Below are 20,256 nucleotides of genomic sequence, written 5' to 3'. Positions count from 1 at the left end.
TGATAAGCGCAGGCATGGCGGTCAGCTCGCTGTCGTGGGGGGCCTCCATATCCCTCGCTTCCGGGGCACAGAACACTAACCATCCATCGCAAGCAGGAGACATTATGCCAATGCGAAAACTCGGCAACCTTACCGTTTCAGCACTGGGTGCAGGCTGTATGAGCATCAGTGCCAATTACGGACCGGCGGCCGATCGTCAACAGGGTATCCGCACATTGCGTGAAGCACATGATAAGGGCGTGACATTCTTCGATACGGCGGAAGTTTATGGTCCCTATACCAGCGAAGAGCTGGTTGGAGAAGCATTAGCGCCGATTCGTGATCAGGTGGTCATTGCCAGTAAATTTGGCTTCGATATCAAAAACGGTGGACTAAACAGTCAGCCTCGGCATATTCGTCAGGTTGTTGAAGAATCCCTTCGCCGCCTGAAAACCGATCGTATTGACCTTTATTATCAACATCGGGTTGATCCCAACGTGCCGATTGAAGACGTCGCCGGCACCATCAAAGATCTGATAAGCGAAGGCAAAATCCTGCATTTTGGTCTTTCCGAAGCCAGCCCTGAAACTATTCGCCGCGCTCATGCTGTTCAAGCGGTAGCGGCAGTACAGACTGAGTACTCAGTGATGAACCGCGACCCGGAACACAACGGCGTTCTGCAAACCTGTGAAGCGTTGGGGATTGGCTTTGTTCCCTGGGGCCCAGTTGGCATGGGTTTTTTAACCGGAGCACTGAACGCGCGATCCCATTTTGATGCAAAAAAAGATCTTCGGACAGGCTTTGAACGATTCTCACCTGAAAACCTGGCAGCTAATCAGCCGTTTGTTGATCTGCTAAGAAAAATCGGGGCGGAAAAAAATGCCACGCCTCCTCAGATTGCACTCGCATGGTTGCTGGCGCAGAAACCCTGGATTGTGCCGATCCCTGGCACCCGAAATATCAATCATCTGCATGAAAATCTGGGTGCGGTAAATATTCGATTTACTGCAGCTGAATTGAGTGAAATGGATACAGCACTGGCCCGATTAACCGTGTTTGGCGGTCGTATGAACAAGGAACAGATGCAGATTGTTCAGCCAGCATCATAAATATTCCTGAATACATGCGTTTCAGTCACTCGGGCAGCCCAATAATCCATAAAGGCTGCCCTAATTGATCCCTGCTCTCATAACGTCAACTGCATCTGCGCGTTATACCCGCGGCGATCAGGGTGGATAAACTCGCCGACCGACAGCTGTGTGCAATTAAGCCGCGTAATGTCATTTATTCTCATACTAAGGTTCACTTAATCTTCAGAAATGAAAATGTCCTCAACCTAAGAGGAAATTTTTATGAAATCGATGATGTCCCGACCCTTCAGTGAATTTTTGGCCGTCGTTGTAAGTGTGTTCACCGTAGTGAGCTTTCTGGCCATCTGGTTCTAAATTAAGGTTTACTTAACCTTCACTGCTTAAGCTAGGCCCATCTGAGCTTTTATGGATGGACCAATGATATTTTCGCTGCGCAAAAGACCGACGCTAAGTCGGCTGACCTTTATTACGCTATTTTCACTTTATATTGCGGTGTTCCTGAATATTGCCTTTTATCGTCAGGTGATTGAAGCGATGCCGCTTGATACGCTGCGCACAATAGCCGTCTTCGCCTCCATGCCGCTAGTGGCCTTTAGCGTAATCAATATTATTGCCACGCTCGCCTCCTTTGTGTGGCTCGATCGGCTGATTCTCGCGCTGTTTATATTGGTTGCGGCTGCGGCGCAATATTTCATCTGGACCTTCGGTATCGTTATCGATCGCTCGATGATCGTGAATATTCTGGATACCACACCGTCAGAATCCTTTGCCTTATTGTCACCCAAGTTAATTATTACCCTGGGTGGCAGCGGCTTGCTCGCGGCCCTGTTGGTTTTCTGGATTGGGATCAATAATAGCCAACCTCTCTGGAAAAACATCGCCAAACGCGCTGCGTCCATCGTCGTGTCGATAATCTGCATCGCCTTGGTGGCGACGTTTTTCTATAAAGATTACGCCTCGCTGTTCCGTAATCAAAAAGAGCTGATTAAATCGCTCAGTCCTTCCAATTCGATCGTGGCGACGCTTTCCTGGTACCACCACAGCCGCACCGCTAATCTGCCGCTGGTAAAAATTGGTTTAGACGCCAAACAACAACCAGCAATGTTGGCGGGTGCAAAGAAAAACCTGACGATTTTAGTGGTGGGTGAAACCACGCGCGCGGTGAATTTCCAGCTGAATGGTTATGGCCGTGAAACCACGCCGTTGCTGGCGAAAGATGATGTCTCTTATTTTCCAAATACCCAGTCTTGCGGCACGGCTACTGCGGTCTCTTTGCCTTGTATGTTCTCTAATATGCCGCGCGCACATTATGACGATCAGCTCGCTGATCATCAGGAAGGCATGCTCGATATTATCCAGCGTGCCGGTGTGCAGGTTTTATGGCAAGACAATGACGGCGGCTGTAAAGGTGCCTGCGACCGCGTGCCGCATCAGGATATGACCAGTCTGAATCTGGCGAATATGTGTCACGATGGGGAATGTTATGACGAGGTGTTATTCAACGGCATTGAGGATTATATTAAAAACCTCAAAGGCAACGGCGTAATTGTTTTGCATACCATTGGCAGTCACGGCCCAACCTATTACAACCGCTATCCGCCACAGTTTAAAAAATTCACGCCGACGTGCGATACCAATCAAATTCAGGATTGTTCGCAACAGCAGCTGGTGAATACTTATGACAACACTATTCTGTATATCGATTACATTATCGATAAAGCGATTAATGTGCTAAAAGCGCATCAGGATCACTTTACCACCAGCCTGGTTTATCTTTCCGATCACGGTGAATCTTTAGGTGAAAACGGTGCCTATTTGCACGGTATGCCGTATGCAATTGCGCCTGATGTGCAGAAACATGTGCCGATGCTGATTTGGTTATCACCGGATTATCAACAGCGCTATGGCGTGAGTAAAAGCTGTGTCGATAAGCTCGCGATGCATCAGGGTTATTCGCAGGATAATCTGTTCTCCACCCTGCTGGGATTAACGGGGATTCAGACCCGTGAATATCAGCCTGCGGATGATATTCTGGCCAGTTGTCGGGCCACGCAGGGTTAGTGCTATAAGGTCGCCATAAATGGCGCCCCTACGAAGCCGTTGTAAGGTCGCCATTGCTGGCGACCAACGTCACGCCGCCACCCGATCCGCCCCCAATAAATCCAGAATACGGCTACGCAGTGCCACCAGTTGTGGATCGTCGCGACGGCGTGGCCACGGCAGATTAACCGCGATCACATCCACCACTTTTGCCGGTCTTGGGCTGAACACCACCACGCGATTAGCCATCACCAGCGCCTCTTCCACGTCGTGCGTTACCATTAGCGTGGTGAACTGCTGCTCCTGCCACAGATCGACAATCTCCTGCTGCATACGCAACCGCGTCAGTGAATCGAGCTTGCCGAGCGGTTCATCGAGGATCAGCAAACGCGGCACATTGACCAGCGCACGAGCCAGCGCTGCACGCTGCGCCATCCCGCCGGAGAGCTGATGCGGCCAGGCGCGGGCAAACTGCCTGAGCCCAACGCGATCCAGCATGGCATTAATGCGTTGTTCACGCAGGGGGCGACTTTCACCCCGAATCTGCAGGCCGAGGCCAACGTTGTCATAGACATTGCGCCACGGATAGAGTGTTGGATCTTGAAACACCACCACGCGCGACGGATCGGGCGCGGTGATCGCCTTGCCCTCTTCCGCCAGTAAACCGCTGGTTGGGGGTTCCAGTCCGGCCAGCAGACGCAAAAGCGTCGATTTGCCGCAACCGGACGGCCCCAGCAGTGCGACAAATTCTCCGGCCTTGACCTGCAAATTAATATTCTCCAGCACCGGCAACGCTTCGCCTTCTAAGGTGAAGTGATGATTAACCTGCTCAATCGCTATATTCACACCCGCCGAGGTGGTGGCCATATTTATGCTCCTGCAAGATATGCTAAGAAATAAAGCATAAGCCGCACCTTTGCCTGCTCGAAATAGCCATTTCGGCAAACTTATCCGTAAATATTCATAATGAAAAATTGCATGATGTCATGCGGGAATGTTATTTGGTCGCGCTTATTGCCTTTGCCATAGTGCCTGTAAAATTTATCTACAAGGAAGACAGGATGGCATTTCAACAATTCTCTCTGAGCCGTCGTGCATTATTACGTGGCCTGGGTCTCTTTAGTGCCGGCGTGGCGGTGAATCCGTTGCTGAGCAGCAAGGTGTTTGCCGACGATAAATCCCTCAAAACCATCAAGCTAGCGTGGGGACAAACCGCAGTGTGTCAGTCACCGATTTCGGTGGCGCTGAAACAAGGTTTCTTTAAAAAGTACGGCCTGAATGTGGAACCGGTGAACTTCAGTGGCCCAACCGATGCGCTGTTACAGGCGATTGCCACTGGACAGGCCGATGGCGGGATTGGCATGGCGTTGCGTTGGCTGAAGCCGCTGGAGCAAGGCTTTGATGTTGACCTCACGGTCGGCACGCACGGCGGCTGCATGCGTTTACTCGCCCCGCAGAACAGTGGTATTCGCGATGTGAAAGATTTAGTGGGTAAATCGGTGGCGGTGAGCGATCAGGCCAGTCCGATTCGCAACTTCTTCGCCATTCAGCTGGCGAAACAGGGCATCGACCCCGATAAACAGGTTAACTGGTTACAATATCCACCTGACCTGTTTGGCGAAGCGCTGCGCAAAGGCGAAGTGCAGGCGCTGGCCACTGACGATCCGCAGGGCTGGCTGCTGAAGAAGCAGCACGACCTGGTGGAAGTGGATAACAACCTAAAAGGCGAATACGCCAACCTAACCTGCTGCGTGCTGGGCCTGCGCGGCTCGCTGGTGCGTGACGATCCCGCCACCGCGCGCGCCATCACGCAGGCAATTGTCGATGCGCAGCAGTGGACCGCCGAGCATCCGGAGGAGACAGCGAAAATCTTCCAGCCGTTTGTGCCGGGCTCAGTGGCGGTTGAGGATATAGCCGCGATGCTAAAAGAGCACACACATAGTCATCACTCCACTGGCGTGCAGCTGCGCAAAGAAGTGGCGGTGTATATCAATGAGCTAAAACAAATCAACGTGATCCGTCCGGAGACCGATGCGCAGCGCTTCGCTGAGCACTATGTGCCGGAGCTGCTGCCCGCTAAAGCGGCCCATCAACACGCCAGCAACATGGCGCACATGAGCAACATGTCCAGCTAAGGAGACGAGAATGGCCAGTGAAACCCTGACGATTGCCCGCAACCACGATGTGCCGCGCCGCATTCAACCGGCGGTTTGGGGGGCACTCCTGCTGTGGTGGGCGCTGGTAGCGCTGATGGTGGCGGTGCCGGATAAACCGCAGGGCTTTGCCGCCCCGCGCTTTGTTAATGAAACGCACGAGCTGTTTGCCGCCATAGCGCTCATTCTCACCGGGCTGACGATTGCCTCAGGCCTGTTCCCGCGACTGACGCTGCGCGCGCCACTCAAGCGCAGCGGTCCCTGGCTGATGGTGCTGGCGCTGCTGATTGGCCTGTGGGAAACCGTCACCGGCAAACTGGGGTTGCTGCCCGCGCCCTTCTTCGCCCCGCCGCGTGCGCTGGTAGAAGCCTACGCCACCGACTGGCCGCGCCTGCTGGATAGCGTACTCAATTCGCTGCGTCTGCTGGCCTTCGGCTTTATCTACGGCAGCGTGGTCGGCTTCATTACCGGCGTGGCGATTGGCTGGTCGCGCGGGTTGGGTTATTGGGTGCATCCGATTCTGCGCTTTCTTGGTCCGGTGCCTTCAACTGCGCTGCTGCCGTTGTCGCTCTACTTCTTCCCGTCGAGCTTCTCGGCGGCGGTATTCCTGATCGCGCTGGCGACCTGGTTCCCGGTGACGGTGCTGACGTGGTCAGGTGTCTCCAGCGTTGATACCCGTTATTACGATGTGGCGCGCACGCTGGGTGCCAATTCGCTGTTTCTCGTCTTGCGTGTGGCGGTGCCTGCCGCGCTGCCGCATCTGTTTGTCGGCCTGTTTATGGGTTTGGGCGCATCGTTTTCGGTGCTGGTGGCGGCGGAGATGATGGGCGTGAAGTCCGGGCTCGGCTGGTATCTGCAGTGGGCACAAGGTTGGGCGGCTTACGCCAATATGTACGCCGCGTTGATCGTCATGGCACTGCTGTTCTCATCACTGATCTCCCTGCTGTTTCTGGTGCGTGACCGCCTGCTGTCGTGGCAGCGCAGCGCGGTGAAATGGTAAGCACACAGATTGCGCAATAAATTGCGCCGCTACAGTATGTGCACGCATCCGTAGCGGCGCGATTTATCGCGCAATTAATCAGGTTCAAATCATCTATTTCCGAGGTCGATTATGGCTGCAAAGATTTCCGCTTCTATCACCGAACTGATTGGTAACACACCGCTGCTTCGTCTGTCGCGCTATGCGCAGCAGCAGGAGATTCAGGCTGATTTAATCGCCAAACTGGAACTGTTCAACCCTAATCACAGTGTGAAAGATCGCATTGCCCTCAGCATGATTGAAGCCGCAGAACGCAACGGCCTTATTCAGCCCGGCGATACACTGGTTGAAACCACTAGCGGCAATACCGGCATTGGTTTAGCGGCGATTGCGGCGGCAAAAGGCTACAAGTTCCGCGTCTACATCAATGATTTCGTCAGCATCGAACGCAGCCAGATCATTCAGGCCTACGGTGCCGAAGTGGTGCCGTTTAGCACCATTGAAGGCTTTAAAGAATTTTACGATGCCAGCAACGGCGATTTCGTCGCCGCCACCAAATGGTTGGCCGAGCAGGTCACCGCCGCAGAGCCGGAAGTGCATTTTCTGCTGCAACTGGATAATCCGGCCAATCCGGCGGTACACGAGCGCACTACCGGGCCGGAAATCTGGCGCGACAGCGGAGGCGAGCTGGATATCTTTATCGCCGCCGTCGGCACCGGCGGCACGCTCTCTGGCACCGGACGTTATCTCAAACAGCAGCATCCCGGCTTACAGGTGATTGCCGTGGAACCGGGTGTGGGTTCACAGCCGAGCGAGCTGCGTCCGGATCCGCTGGAGATCACCGGCGTCCATGCGTTTAGCAACCAGACGCCGGAGCGTATTCCTGCCAATCTCGATCACCGGGTTTACGATGAGGTGATTGCGGTGGAAACCTGGCAAGCCTATGCGGCGGCGCGTCAGCTGGCGCTGAGCGAAGGCGTGCTGGTTGGGGATTCGTCGGGTGCCGTGTTGTGGGCGGCGCAACAGGTCGCGGCGCGACCGGAGAATCACGGCAAGCGCATCGTGGTGTTACTGGCCGACGGCGGCAGCAGTTATTTGACCACCCAGCTGTTCGCTCATCAGGTGCCCGCGGAGTCGCTGAAGCTGGCGAGCGCCGTGCAAACCTCCAGGAAAATCGCGTAAAAATAATGCGCAATACATTGCTTAATTCGCGTCAGTTAAGCATCTTTCGGTCACCATAAATGGCGACCCTACAAAGGATTGGTGCGTTTTTCGTAGGGTGCGCATTTATGCGCACCAGGTCGCCACGAATGGCGACCTTACGGAAGTTATCGCGCGCTTTCAATTTAAACCAACACGTTGCTGGTAATCCCTTTGGCGAACAACATCGGATCGGTTTCCGGTCGTAACACGTTGATCGCTTTCAAATCGCGTGCATACACGTCGATCTCATTTACAAACGCGTGACCCACCGAATAGTGCCCATGTGTATGGGTTTTCAACACGCTGGCGATCTCCTGCGGCGTGGTGTTGAGCGCATGGCCGTTAAACTCGCTGCCAATCGCTTCCGGATGCTGCGCCGCATAGGCATGCGCCTGCAGAATGGCGTGAGTAATGGCGGCGGCCACTTCCGGCTGCTCGCGAATCAGGCTGCCGCGCGTGCCCACCACGCAGCAGCTCAGTTTGGCGTACTCGTCCATTAAGTTGGTGCCAATCTCGCGATAGCCCGGCTTCTGGGTTAAGCGCCACATCACCGGATCAGAACCGCTGGCGGCCTGAATCTCGCCCTTCTCCAGCACCATCGGCAGCAAATCCTGCGGGAACACGCGCCAGTCGACGTCAGTGTTGGGATCGACGCCGTGCTTTTTCAGCATTAGCGAGAAAAAGTTCTTATCCGCGCCGGCCATGTCGGTGACGCCTATGGTTTTGCCTTTCAACTGTTCCAGCGTGGTTGGGCCACCCTCGCGCGCCAGCAGGCGCATACAGCCGCCGTGCGTGCCGGCGGTGAGTTTAACGTCAAAGCCCTGTTCCAGCGCTTTGAGCCAACGCAGCGCCATACCGATGGCAGCTTCGGCTTTGCCAGTGGCGATGGATTCCAACAGCAGTTCGGTTGAGTTGCCGAAGTTAACAAACTCTACGTCCAGGTTGTGCGCTTTAAAGAAGTGATGTTGATCGGCCACGACCACCGGCGCGAGGCAAATCGCGTTGAGATTCACCGCCAGACGCACGTGCGTCGGCTTCGCCAGCGCCCATTTTCCTGGGCCATCTTGCAGTAAATCGCCGGGCATCGACATGCCTGCCCTATGATCGTCAGCAAATACGCGGCCCGGTAACGTTGCCGCCATCGCCGCCGCGGCGGAATATCCCAGAAAATGCCGACGGGAAACTAAATAATTATTTGGCATTAAATGACTCCCAAAAATAAATGCAGGTGAAGTTGTTAACCCTAATTAAAAAGTTGCGCAGAAGTAGCCATGGCAAATTAACACTTCAACTGGCCGCAGAATTATGCCGATTACGCATGTATATAGCCGATTTATTGCTTTTACAGCGGTGGCAGAAAAGCAAACAATTAAGTCTGATTGGATTGAGGAATTAATAGCGCATGGCAAATATCCCGCCCTTTCTGGCTGAAATATTGCCGGTGATTATTCAAGCCTTAGAAAAAGACGCAGAAGAGGTTGATCGCAGCGGCGAATTTCCCAGGCAGGCTTTTAATGTGTTGCAGCAGCATGGCTTAGTGCATTTCGTATTACCGACGGCGTCAGGCGGCAGCGGCGGCGATCTGCTGGCTAGCCAGACGATTATCCAGGCCGTGGCGCGCGGCGAACCTTCCGCCGCGCTGATCCTCATCATGCAATATCTTAATACGCGTCGGCTCGACGACACCTCAAACTGGCCAGATGCCGTGCGCCGCAAGGTGGCGGAGAGCGTGATTCGTGACGGTGCGCTAATCAACGCACTGCGCGTCGAACCCGAATTAGGCACGCCTGCGCGCGGTGGATTGCCCGCCACCCGCGCCCGCCGCAGCACTGAAGGCTGGCGCATCAGCGGCGAGAAGATTTACTCCACCGGTAGCCATGGATTGAGTTGGTTTCTGGTCTGGGCCAGCAGCGATGATGCCGATCCGCTGGTGGGCGGCTATCTGGTGCCGGCCAACGCGCCCGGCGTTCAGATTATTGATGAGTGGGATCACCTCGGCATGCGCGGCACCTGCAGTCACCGCGTGGTGCTGGATGACGTGCTAATCCCGCTCGATCACGCGGTGAACGTAGTGCGGTGGAGCACGCCGCGTCCGGGTCTGAATGAAGAGGAATCGGTGTGGATGGCGGTGCTGCTCGGTTCGCTGTATGACGCAATTGCGCACAGCGCGCGCGACTGGTTTATCTCCTTCTTGCAGCAGCGGGTACCCGCCAATCTTGGCGCACCGCTGGCATCGCTGCCGCGTTTTCATGAGCTGGTGGGTCGCATCGATACGCTGCTGTTCACCAATCAAACGCTATTAAGCAGCGCTGCGCATGGCCACATCGCCAGCGGACATGCCGCACAAATCAAACAGGTGGTGACCGAAAACGCCATTCGCAGCGTGCAGCTGATGGTGGAGAGCATCGGCAATCACGCCTTAACGCGCCACCATCCGTTACAACGTCACCTACGCAATGTGCTGTGCGGTCGCATTCACACGCCGCAGGACGACGCCATCTTCACTTCCGTGGGAAAAGCGGCGCTTGCAGCAGAGAGATAAAAAGTGCGCGATAAATCGCGCCGCTACAGATAGGTGCAAGGTTCTGTAGCGGCGCAATTTATTGCGCGACGTCGTGTCAAACGGCGGTTCCACACCAGCGCACTAACGTCAATGCAATCGCTTTGGTGCAGGCCACCAGATCGGCGATTGCGACATGCTCGTTCGGTTGATGTGACATCGCCGGATCGCCGGGGCCGAAGTTCACCGTCGGCGTCTGCCCCAGCGTGCTTGGCAAACCAATGTCGCTGTGTGCGCCGAATCCAGCCAGTTGCGGATTGAGTGCGGCGTCGGTCACGCCCTGCTGGAAAGTGGTGACGAACGGATGTTCCGCAGCGATTTCTGCGCAATCAGCATCCAGAATCCATTCGACTTTAGCCGGGTGTGTTGCCAGATAAGGATCGAGCGCGCAGACTTTGGCAACGTGCGCCTCAATCTCTTTTTTGACGTTACCGCCCAGCCCCATCTCATCCTTCTCGGCTGGCAAATACTGCACATCAATCACAATCTCGGCGCGGCCAGCAATGGAGGCCGGGTGTTCACCGACTTTCAGCTGCGTAACGATGATCTGGTTCGGCAATGCCATTAGCGGATGGTTTTTGCTCGGCTGCGTCTGCCAGCGGCGGTTAAGCACATCGAGGCCATCAAGCATCTGGCGACACAGCATCACTGCATCCACCGGCCCGCTGCTGTCCCAACTGTTTGGCGTCAGCTCCGCGTGACCACCAATGCCGTCGAGAATAATGCGGCCCCATAAAATGCCGTGGCAGATCGGTGAAATGCGATTAGCCGTGGGTTCCGTCATAATACCCGCATCGGCTTTAAATCCGCGATCGACCATCGCCAGCGATCCCATGCCGCCGATCTCTTCATCCACCACGGTGGTAAACACCACATCGCCCGCCAGACGGATGTTAAGATCCTGCAACAGCTCCACCGCCATCAACATGCAGGCGACGCCGCCTTTCATATCGACGGCGCCGCGACCATACACCGCCGCGTTTTTAATCTCCGGTACAAAGGGATCGGTATGCCAATGTTCCGACGGACCCGGCGGCACCACGTCAATATGGCCGGTGAGCATCAGCGATTTTCCTCCGCCCGCGCCCGCTAACGTGCCGCCGAGATTGGGTCGGCCTTCAAAGGTGCGGCCTTTATTGGCGCCGGGTCGGCCTTGATACTTGGCGAAAAGCGCCGGACCATCGGGATCCCACAGATCGGTCTCCATGCCCAGCGATTCAAGACGCTGTTGCAGGTAAAGCTGGCAATCACGCTCGCCTGGCCCAGCTTCACGCGGATCGACTTTGACGATAGAGGGAAACGCCAGCAGATCGCACAGCGTGTTGGCGATGCGTTCAGCGCTCGCTTCAACGTGCGCGCTGATTTGTTCAGTCAGATTCATTGGTTATCTCCGATAGATAAAAAGTCGTTGTGCCATCAACACGATAATTAACAAAATGCCCACCACGCCGAGCTGCCAGACGCTGTTCAATCCCAGTTGCAACATGCAGGTTTTGATGGTGACCAGCATCAGTGCGGCGGCTAATACACCGATCACGCTGCCGCGTCCGCCAAAGATGGCGATGCCGCCGAGTAATGCGGCGGTGAGGGATTCGAGCTCCAGATTGACGCCAATTTCTGGTCGCGCGCTGCCCAACCAGCTGAGCGAGACGAATCCTGCGCAGCCCGCCAGCATGCCGCTCAGGCAGTAAGTAAGAAAGCGCAGGCGATCGACCGGAATTCCCACCAGCCGCGTGGCGTGTTCATTGAAACCACAGGCGTAAATCCATTTTCCCCACGCACTTTTGCTGAGAATCAGCCAGGCAATCAGGAAGGCTGGAATCACACAGGTGAGGAACGGTAAGGGAACAAAGAATTGCGTACCGCGCCCCCACTGCGTGAGTTCGGCGGGCACACCGGCAACCGCGGCGCCACCGGTTAGCGCCAGCGCCAGCCCGGAAAACAGATAGAAACTGCCGAGCGTGACGATCAGCGGCCAAAGGCGCAGCCGCGCGATCAACCAGCCGTTTATCGCACCCGCCAGCGTGCCGGTGATCAGGCAGATCAGCGGTAGCCAAAGCGGATTGATGCCCTGATGAAGCGCCAGCATGCCCATCACCGCCGAAAGCGAAACGTTGCCGCCCACCGAGAGATCGATGCCGCCACCGCCGCTCATCACCACGAATGATTGACCGAGCGCCACCAGCGACAGTAAGGTCGCGAACTGCAGAATCGAGGTGATCGACCAGGATGCCAGCATCTGCGGCAACACCAGCACAATGCCAATGGCCAGCAGCAGCCACAGCGCGCTCAACAGCGTTAAGTCAGGAAATTTGCGCCACCAACTCATGCGGTCCTCCTGAAAGCAATAACGCGACCGCTTGCCGCTTCACTGCTCAGCACGACGAGCAGCACCGCGCCGGTGACCACGGTTTGCCACAGCGAGGGAATGCCCACCAGCAATAAGCCGTTTTGCAGGATGCGCAGCAGCAGCACGCCGAGCAGCGTGCCCAACAAACTGCAGGCACCGCCGGTAATGCGCGTTCCGCCCAGCACCACCGCGGCGATGGCTTCCAGCGCCAGACTGCCGCCGACCGTCATCTCAACGTTGCGATAGGTGGCGATGTAGCAGGTCGCGGCGATGCCGCACAGCAGGCCGCTGATCATGAAGGTCGCGATACGCACCTGTGTGACAGGAATGCCCGCCAGCCGCGCTTTCTCCTCCGAATTACCCGCTGCCAGCAACCACAAACCGTAAGGCGTGTGACGTAACACCAGCCAGACGCAGGCCCAGACCAGCACGATGATCCACGCCATCACCGGCAGTCCCAGCAGGGGATGCATGAGGCCGCTGGTTAAGCTGCCGGGCAATCCGGATAACCACTGTCCACCGAGCAGCGCAAACAGCCCGGTACGCCACACGCCGAACAGACCGAGCGTGCCAACGATAGCCGGAATGCGGCCCATTACCACCACCAATGCGGTAATCAGCCCGAGCAGCAAGCCGAGCAGCGGACCGGCCAACGCCGCCAACCACGGCGAGTTGACGAGCAGCAATTGGCCGACGCCCCATGCGGCAACGCCCATCACCACGCCGACCGACACATCCACGCCGCCCATGGCGATCACCAGCGTCATGCCTAGCGCGATGAGCAGCAGTTCGCTGCTGTTGCGCAGAATGGTGAGCAGGTTATCGACCGTCGCGAACCAGGGTGAAAACCAGGAAAAACCGGCGATGGCTAACAGGGCAATCGCCAGCAAAGCGATCTCCCGTGAAGTCATGTGCATGTGAAGCCCCGTTAGAATTTGAACTGATCGACATTCTCTTTGGTGAACACCGCAGGCGAACCGAGCAGCAACACGCCGGTTTTGCTATCAAACTTCACCGGTTCGGTGAAGCCTGGTACGCGGTTTTCGGCACTGAAGGCTTTGCCGTCAATCAGCTGTTTGCCCGCCCACACGGTGAGATAGCCGAGCTTCTCGGGGTCCCACAACACGGTGTAACCAAAAGCACCGCTTTTCAGATAGGCGCGCGCGGTGATTGGGCTACAGAAACCGCTGCCGATCACCTTGCCATTTTTACCTGCGGTCTCAATCGCCTGCGCCACGCCTGGGCACGTGGTCGATGCCATGGCGATGAGGCCTTTAATATCCGGATTGGCGGACATCAAATCGGTAGCAATCTGTGCCGCGCGACTGGCGGATCCGCCGGCATACTGCGGTTTGAGCAACGTGATGTTGGGATATTTGCTTTTGACCCGCTGCTGCATAAAGCCAATCCAACTGTTGAGGTTGGAGGCGGTGGCCTCGCCGGAGACGATGCCGATTTTGCCGTGATCGCCCACGCGCTTAACCATTTCATCAATAATGGCGTCACCTAAACCCTGATCGGTGGCCTGCGCCACGTAAACCGGGCGTCCGCTGTCGGGTGCGTCGCTGTCACTGGTGAACAGATGCACATTGTTGGCTTTCGCCTGCGCCAGCACCGGCGCGATGCTTGATGCATCGAGCACGCTGATGCCAATCGCATTCACCTTCTGCGCGATCAGGTTCTGCACAATCTGCAACTGATCCATTGGATTGGTATCCACCGGGCCGCTGTACACGAACTCGACGCCCAGATCGCTGGCTGCACGTTTACCGCCCGCCTCCATCGCCTGAAAATAGGGAATACCGATGATCTGCGGCACAAAGGCCACTTTTTCGGCGGCAAGGGCATAACCTGAAAACAGTAATGAGAGAGAACAGACTGCAGTGGTAATTCGGCGCATCTTTATTTCCCCTGGGTTAATGGCATAACAATTACTGATTCTCAAACGCGCGCGCATCGGGATGCGCGCCGGTAATGAGTGAAACGATTTCATCGGGTGAGGTTTCGGCATGACGGCGCTCGGCAATTTTTCGCCCACGGCGGAATACCACCATGCGATCGGCCACCGCGAACACATCGCTGATGTTGTGGCTGATCAGCACCACCGCGCAGCCGCGTTCAGCGAGTCGGCGTGTAAGCTGCAAAACCTTCTGCGTCTCGGCCACCGCCAGCGCGGCGGTGGGTTCATCCATGATCACCAGCTGCGCATTGAGGTTGAGCGCGCGACAGATCGCCACCGCCTGACGCTGTCCGCCGGAGAGACTGCCGACCGAGGCTTCGGCATCGGAGATGTGTGCATCCAGATCCTTTAACAGTTGATCAACCTGCTCGCGCATCTCCCGGCGTCGCAGGAAAGGAATGCCCAGCACGCGCCGCTTGAGCTCACGACCAAGAAACACGTTTTCCGCAATGCTGAGGTTCTCCGCCAGCGCCAGCTCCTGATAAATGGTGGCGATACCGTGTTCGGATGCCTGGCGCGGCGAACTGAATTTCACCGCTTTACCCTCGATCCATAATTCGCCGTCGCTGGCGCTGTATGCGCCCGACAGCACTTTGGTGAAGGTGGATTTGCCCGCGCCGTTGTCACCCAGCAGCGCGAGAACTTCACCGCGATGAATGCTGAGATTCACCTGATTGAGGGCGGTTAAGGCGCCAAAGCGTTTGCAGATGTTGCGCGCTTCAATAAAACACGTCGTCATCTTGCCTCCCCGGCACTCAGATAGGCGGCGCTGTGAAAATCGATCTCCCACTGCAGTACCTGCGCGTAGAGATCGGATAAACGCTGCTTTTCCTCTTCCGCCAATGCCAGCGCGCTGCGGTCCAATTCGGCTTTCAACCATAACGCCTGTTGGTGAAACGCTTCTTCGGCATGCATATCGACCCAATGACGAATGTCATCATCCAGCAGCGGCTGAGCGCTGACGCGGGCGCACCAGTGGTAATACATCCACTCGGCACCAAACATTAGGGTCAGGATTTCGGCAAAACTGCCCTGCTTTGCCACGTGAAACATGCCATCGCGAAACGCGCTGACGCCGGGCAGATCATCGGGATAATCCAATGGGTTGATGTGGCGGCGCGCCAGCACCTCCTCAAACCAGGCGATTTGCGTATCCACCAGCGCATTCAGCACGCCGATTAGCCAGCGTTGCTGACGAATATCGGGCGCTTTGCTCACCGCCAGCGCGAAGATGTTGATGGCGGTGGCGACGAAGTTACCTTCAAACACCAGATAGCGGTTAAACACCGCGTCGGGCAGCTGATTGCGCTCAATATCTCTCACAAACGGATGTTGTTGCATCGCCTGCCACAGTGCGTGGTGCTGCTGCAAAAGCTGGTCAGTAAAGCTGTTCATTACGCTTCCTCCAGCGCCGCTTGCGCCACGGACATAAAGTGCTTCACGCGCGCGCGTTCTACCTCGTTCCACCACACGCCATCGACTTTCAGGGTGCTGGCAACAATCACGCCTTGCGTGCGGCCAAGAATCTGGCACACGTTGGCGGGCGTGACGCCGGAACCGACCAGCAGCGGCAGCTCGGTGGCGGCGCGGATTTCGTCGATCTCATCCAGCGTGGCGCTGTCGCCGGTGCGTTGCCCGGTGGCGATTACCGCATCGGCTTCGAAGAAATCAACGTCGCGTGTGAGCTCCTGAATCGAGCGGTCGGCCACGATGGCGTGGCTACCGTGTTTGACGTGGCTATCGGCAAACACACGGATATGTTCGGCGCGTAGCTGGCTGCGGTAGCGCAGCGCTTTCGCTGCCGCACCCTCAATAAAGCCTTCGTTGGCGATATAGGCGTTCGCCCATTGATTGACACGCACAAAATCTGCGCCGCCCGCTAAGGCGGTAGCAAAGGCAGGAATGGCGGCGTTCGCCAATACGTTAATCCCCAATGGCACGCCAAAACGTTCGCGAATCTTCTCCGTTATCACCGCCATAAAGGCTGCGGTTTCCGGGCCAATATCGTCTGGTTTAGCAAAAGGAATATCGCCGTGATTTTCGATAATCAAACCATGTACGCCACCAGAAATATAATTTTCAGCATCGCGTAGCGCACGCTCAATAATAGCTGACAGTGGTTTTCCACGATATTTAGGTGCGCCTGGAAAAGCATCGCAATGCACGACGCCAATCACTGCTTTCTTTCTGGAAAAAATATCTTGTATTGCGCTAACTTTTCCTGCTGATATAGAAACCATCTTCTCCACCTTATTAACGAGAACCATTATGCAAATTTATGTTGCAGGGAATATTGTTGTTGATGAAACCTGGTCGATTATCGATCTTCCGCAAAAAGGTGCCTCTATTCACGGCGTTAAAGTCTCGCAGGATATAGGCGGCAAAGGCGCTAATCAGGCGATTGTTATTGCACGCTGTGGTATCGATACGCGATTAATTGCTGCCATCGGTGACGACAGCAATGGCCAGTGGCTGCGTGAAAAAATAGCGCAAGAGCCGGTTACGCTACTCCCCACTGAATATTCATCATCGCCCAGCGACGCCTCAATTATTTTAAACAGCCGCGATGGCGATAATGCCATTATTACCACGACGGCGGCGGCAGACACATTAACCGTTGAGCAGATGCTGCCTTATTTAGCCGATGCTCAAGCAGGCGATATTTTGTTGCAGCAAGGCAACTTCTCTATTGAGAAAACGCGCCTCCTTTTCATGTGGGCAAAAGCCAACGGCTTGAAAACAGTTTTTAATCCCTCGCCGGTCAATGCTGACTTCGCGCAACTTTGGCCGCTGGTCGATATCGCGGTTGTCAATCAGCTGGAAGCGGAGTTGCTGCAACCCGCTGGCGTGAGCAGCTTAATCATCACCCAGGGCGCGGCGGGCGCCTGGCTAATCAATGAAACGGAACGCCACTTCTGCCCGGCAGCGCCGGTGCGCGCGGTGGACAGCACTGGCGCGGGTGATACCTTCCTCGCCGTGCTGCTCGCGTCCTCGCTGTTACGCGGCGTGGAACCCGATGCACTTGCTTTACACCACGCCAGCCTGGCCGCCGCGATGACGGTAGGTCGCACCGGCACCGTTAACGCTTTTCCCAGCCAGCAAGAACTCGCTGCGCTGCTTGCCACGCGCAGCGAGTGATCTGTTACTTAAACAGCGGACGGTAGCTATCGACGTTCGCTTTGGTTACCACGGTGGCCGGAACCAGAATGGTTTTGCTCACCGTTTTGCCTTCAGAAAGCGCGTTCAATGCTTTCAACGCCTCTTCACCCATCTTTTTTGGATCCTGCTGCAACACGGCGGTGACGTAGCCGCCATCAATACCGCTGATGGCTTTTGCCGTCAGATCCCAGCCAAATACTTTGATATCTTTCTGGCGGCCCTGATTTTCCACTGCCGCAATCGCACCGAGCAATGCCGGTTCACCGGTGGCGTAAATTGCGGTTAAGTCAGGATTGCCGGTGATCAGGTTTTCCGCTGCCGTCATGGCGTTGTCCTGAATATTCTGCCCATCCACCACATCGGCGACGGTGATATTGCTGTTACTTTTAATCGTCTCTTCGAAGCCTTTCTGCCGCTGGTTCTGAATTGCCGAATTTAATGCGCCAACAATACCGACACGCGCTTTGCCGCCCATCTCTTTCGCCACGTAATCGACAAAATATTTACCGAGGATTTTTCCACCTTCAAGATTATCCACGCCGACCTGTGCCGCTTGCGGACCGGCGGGTAATACCGCATCAATGGCAATGACGGGAATTTTTGCGGCGGCGGCTTCTTTAATCGCTGGCATAATGCCATTGACGTCAATGGCATCAACTAAAATACCTTTCACACCTTGCTGAATATAGTTTTCAATCGCATCGTTCTGCGCCACAGGATTATCGGTGGCATTGAAAATAACCAACTCTTTACCGCTGGCTTTTGCCGCTTCTTGCGCGCCCTGATTCATGAGATTAAAGAACAGCGCCTGCTGATTAATTTGCACTAATGCATAAGTCGGCGCGGCCTGCGCCAGGGAGAAAAATGAACCCGCAGAAATTAAGGTGGAAGCCAAAACCAATGAACGCAGTTTTCCGGTGAAAGATAACATCATGGTGTTCCTCGTCGGGAATAAAGAATAATCAGCGTTTCCCAGCCTTAAGACACTGAGATTATTTTTTGGCGGGCAAATATCGATGGCGTGATGTACACACGGCAACGTAGCCGTGTTTTTACAACGACCTGCTTAAGTTTTTTTCGGTAACCCATCCGTTAGGAATACCTGGTGAAATAACTTAAGTCGGTTTGGGAATGGATTCCCGGTAATGCGGTAAACTGTGCATACAATTCGCTGAGTGACTTTTTTTGTCAAGTGTTTATTTACGCGCCAGTGAATACAGGAAAGCGCTGTATCAGCTGTGCTTATGTGTGTTACAGATATTGCGGCGCTTAGTGAGGTCGCCATTTTTGGCGCAATGCTTGTCAGTTACTTCAATAACCGAGCGCACACATTGTAGCGGCGCAATTCATTGCGCGATAAATCGCGCCGCTACGGAATGTGCGGTGTTTTGATACGGCGCTTAAGTGAACGGTATTACCCCATTTTTGGCGACCAATAACTCAATATGGCGAGGACTATGAATACCAAACGCGTGCTGTTATCCGACGTGGCACAGTTAGCCGGGCTTTCCAAAGCCACGGTCTCTCGCTATATGAATCACAGCATTGTATTGCCGCAGGAGACGATTGATCGCATCGAAGCAGCGATACGTCAGCTCGATTATCGCGGCAACAGCCTGGCGCGGCGCCTGAGCAAAGGCGGCAGCGAAACCCTCGGCCTGGTGCTACCCGATATCACCAACTCCTTCTTTGCTGAACTGGCCGATGCCGCAGAAGAAGCGGCGTCAGCGCGGGGTTACAGTTTGGTGCTGTGCATCACCCGCAACAATCCCGATAAAGAAGCGCAGTTCATTCGCTGGCTGGATACACGTCAGGTTGATGGTCTGCTGTTCACCACCAACCGCCCGGATAACGGCCTGTTGCGTAAAGAGATCCAGCGCCATCAGCATATTGTGTTACTCGATGAAGACATTCCCGGCAGCAGCGTACCAAAAGTGTTTGCCGACAACGTGCAAGGTGGGCGTATTGCCACGGAACACCTCATCGCCGCCGGACATCGTCATATTGCGTTTATCGGTGGCCCGGAACAGTTAATGAGTGTGCGCGAACGTTATCTCGGCTTCTGCACTGCAATGAAGCAAGCCGGTTTGGCGATACCGGACGAATGGGTGATGTACGGCAACTACGCACGCGAGTTCGGCCAGCAGGCCTTGCAGCACCTGTTTAGCCAGTCGCCACGCCCTTCAGCGGTATTTGCGGCCAGTGATTATTTGGTGCTGGGATTGCTGGATGGTTTACGCGCCAGTGGATTACAGGCGCCAGATGCCCTTTCACTGGTTGGCTTTGATGACGCCAACTATACCGACCTGACGCAGCCGCGTATCTCGACCATCCGCCAGCCCGCACGGCAACTGGGTTATACCGCAGTGGACATCATGCTGCGCCTGCTCAATAGCGACACCACTATCCCGCTGGAAACGCGCCTGCCCGTTGAGTGGGTGGGACGCGATTCAATCCAGATTTGCCTTAGCTGACCCACAATGGCGCAAAATTGCACAACATTGGCGCAAATGTTGATCAATGCAGTGACGTCGAGCGGCGCGAGGTAAACCGGTTTACTAAATATTAAATTATTAACCAGCTGAATTTGAATCAGTTTTACGCTTGCCAAACTGTCTATATTCTAACCTGGCACAGAAGCTGCAACGTTCCCAGCGGCAAACAAATATCGTTGTAACCTATTGCTCTGTGAGTTCGGATAATAATTTATCTGACAGGTAAACCGGTTTACTAGACTGTAAATCGTGTCAGAAAAGGCATTTTTCGCGCTAACAGAGCCTGT

General features: G+C 55.3%; 18 protein-coding genes. 8 read left to right on the top strand and 10 right to left on the bottom strand.

What is annotated here, in order from left to right; genetic code table 11:
* The first annotated feature begins 104 nt into the window (after positions 1–104).
* Both AC6I8K_RS20030 and eptA read left to right on the top strand, forming a co-directional pair.
* Positions 105–1,088 carry an aldo/keto reductase gene (locus AC6I8K_RS20030; protein ID WP_483818518.1) on the top strand — a complete coding sequence of 328 codons (984 nt, stop codon included), beginning with the start codon at positions 105–107 and terminating at the stop codon, positions 1,086–1,088.
* A gap of 399 nt (positions 1,089–1,487) precedes the next feature.
* Positions 1,488–3,131, top strand: a complete 1,644-nt coding sequence (gene eptA, locus AC6I8K_RS20025) for a phosphoethanolamine transferase EptA (protein WP_497827400.1) — start codon at positions 1,488–1,490, stop codon at positions 3,129–3,131.
* A 69-nt stretch (positions 3,132–3,200) separates the two neighbouring features.
* Here eptA and AC6I8K_RS20020 read toward each other — a convergent pair whose 3' ends face one another.
* Positions 3,201–3,977 carry an ABC transporter ATP-binding protein gene (locus AC6I8K_RS20020; protein WP_497827399.1) on the bottom strand — a complete coding sequence of 259 codons (777 nt, stop codon included), beginning with the start codon at positions 3,975–3,977 and terminating at the stop codon, positions 3,201–3,203.
* Between the two features lie 194 nt (positions 3,978–4,171).
* Here AC6I8K_RS20020 and AC6I8K_RS20015 point away from each other — a divergent pair, with 194 nt between their 5' ends.
* The 3 genes from AC6I8K_RS20015 (at position 4,172) to AC6I8K_RS20005 (ending at position 7,424) form a co-directional block, all read left to right on the top strand.
* Positions 4,172–5,245 (top strand): ABC transporter substrate-binding protein, encoded by a 1,074-nt coding sequence (locus tag AC6I8K_RS20015; protein WP_497827398.1) that lies wholly within the window; start codon positions 4,172–4,174, stop codon positions 5,243–5,245.
* Positions 5,246–5,255: 10 nt separating this feature from the next.
* Positions 5,256–6,263, top strand: a complete 1,008-nt coding sequence (locus tag AC6I8K_RS20010; protein WP_064740155.1) for an ABC transporter permease — start codon at positions 5,256–5,258, stop codon at positions 6,261–6,263.
* A gap of 111 nt (positions 6,264–6,374) precedes the next feature.
* Positions 6,375–7,424, top strand: a complete 1,050-nt coding sequence (locus AC6I8K_RS20005; protein WP_497827397.1) for a PLP-dependent cysteine synthase family protein — start codon at positions 6,375–6,377, stop codon at positions 7,422–7,424.
* A gap of 164 nt (positions 7,425–7,588) precedes the next feature.
* On the opposite strand, the gene AC6I8K_RS20000 is transcribed toward AC6I8K_RS20005, so the two are convergent.
* Positions 7,589–8,647 (bottom strand): ABC transporter substrate-binding protein, encoded by a 1,059-nt coding sequence (locus AC6I8K_RS20000; RefSeq protein ID WP_064740157.1) that lies wholly within the window; start codon positions 8,645–8,647, stop codon positions 7,589–7,591.
* 200 nt (positions 8,648–8,847) lie between these two features.
* Between AC6I8K_RS20000 and AC6I8K_RS19995 the strand changes: the two genes are divergently transcribed.
* Positions 8,848–9,987, top strand: coding sequence for an acyl-CoA dehydrogenase family protein (locus tag AC6I8K_RS19995; protein WP_497827396.1), 1,140 nt, complete (start codon positions 8,848–8,850; stop codon positions 9,985–9,987).
* A 76-nt stretch (positions 9,988–10,063) separates the two neighbouring features.
* Here the strand turns inward: AC6I8K_RS19995 and AC6I8K_RS19990 are convergent, their stop codons facing one another.
* Genes AC6I8K_RS19990 through AC6I8K_RS19960 form a run of 7 tightly spaced genes read right to left on the bottom strand, consistent with a single transcriptional unit; the run spans position 10,064 to position 16,555 of the window.
* The gene (locus tag AC6I8K_RS19990; RefSeq protein WP_497827395.1) at positions 10,064–11,386 is read right to left on the bottom strand and encodes a M20 family metallopeptidase; all 1,323 of its coding nucleotides are present in this window, start codon (positions 11,384–11,386) and stop codon (positions 10,064–10,066) included.
* A 3-nt stretch (positions 11,387–11,389) separates the two neighbouring features.
* Positions 11,390–12,334, bottom strand: coding sequence for an ABC transporter permease (locus AC6I8K_RS19985; RefSeq protein WP_497827394.1), 945 nt, complete (start codon positions 12,332–12,334; stop codon positions 11,390–11,392).
* On the bottom strand, positions 12,331–13,272 hold the full coding sequence (locus tag AC6I8K_RS19980) for an ABC transporter permease (protein WP_483817988.1): 942 nt from the start codon (positions 13,270–13,272) through the stop codon (positions 12,331–12,333). The genes AC6I8K_RS19985 and AC6I8K_RS19980 overlap by 4 nt, the downstream gene beginning before the upstream one ends.
* Before the next feature lie 11 nt (positions 13,273–13,283).
* Positions 13,284–14,255, bottom strand: coding sequence for an autoinducer 2 ABC transporter substrate-binding protein (locus AC6I8K_RS19975; protein WP_497827393.1), 972 nt, complete (start codon positions 14,253–14,255; stop codon positions 13,284–13,286).
* A 31-nt stretch (positions 14,256–14,286) separates the two neighbouring features.
* Positions 14,287–15,054, bottom strand: coding sequence for an ATP-binding cassette domain-containing protein (locus tag AC6I8K_RS19970; RefSeq protein WP_064740163.1), 768 nt, complete (start codon positions 15,052–15,054; stop codon positions 14,287–14,289).
* The gene (locus AC6I8K_RS19965) at positions 15,051–15,710 is read right to left on the bottom strand and encodes a TenA family protein (protein WP_497827392.1); all 660 of its coding nucleotides are present in this window, start codon (positions 15,708–15,710) and stop codon (positions 15,051–15,053) included. Before AC6I8K_RS19965 ends, AC6I8K_RS19970 begins: the two co-directional genes overlap by 4 nt.
* Positions 15,710–16,555 carry a BtpA/SgcQ family protein gene (locus AC6I8K_RS19960; RefSeq protein ID WP_497827391.1) on the bottom strand — a complete coding sequence of 282 codons (846 nt, stop codon included), beginning with the start codon at positions 16,553–16,555 and terminating at the stop codon, positions 15,710–15,712. Before AC6I8K_RS19960 ends, AC6I8K_RS19965 begins: the two co-directional genes overlap by 1 nt.
* Before the next feature lie 28 nt (positions 16,556–16,583).
* Here AC6I8K_RS19960 and AC6I8K_RS19955 point away from each other — a divergent pair, with 28 nt between their 5' ends.
* Complete coding sequence (locus tag AC6I8K_RS19955; protein WP_064740166.1) at positions 16,584–17,453, top strand: PfkB family carbohydrate kinase; 870 nt, start codon at positions 16,584–16,586, stop codon at positions 17,451–17,453.
* Positions 17,454–17,457: 4 nt separating this feature from the next.
* Here AC6I8K_RS19955 and AC6I8K_RS19950 read toward each other — a convergent pair whose 3' ends face one another.
* Positions 17,458–18,408: an ABC transporter substrate-binding protein gene (locus AC6I8K_RS19950; protein WP_064740167.1), complete on the bottom strand. Its 951-nt coding sequence runs from the start codon at positions 18,406–18,408 to the stop codon at positions 17,458–17,460.
* Between the two features lie 511 nt (positions 18,409–18,919).
* Between AC6I8K_RS19950 and AC6I8K_RS19945 the strand changes: the two genes are divergently transcribed.
* Positions 18,920–19,948: a LacI family DNA-binding transcriptional regulator gene (locus AC6I8K_RS19945; RefSeq protein ID WP_497827390.1), complete on the top strand. Its 1,029-nt coding sequence runs from the start codon at positions 18,920–18,922 to the stop codon at positions 19,946–19,948.
* Positions 19,949–20,256: the final 308 nt, after the last annotated feature.

It is taken from the genome of Pantoea sp. X-Soil-ISGK-421, from assembly GCF_059730785.1.
The sequence above is the reverse complement of the archived record's forward strand: the minus strand, read 5'-3'. Positions and strand labels throughout refer to the sequence as shown.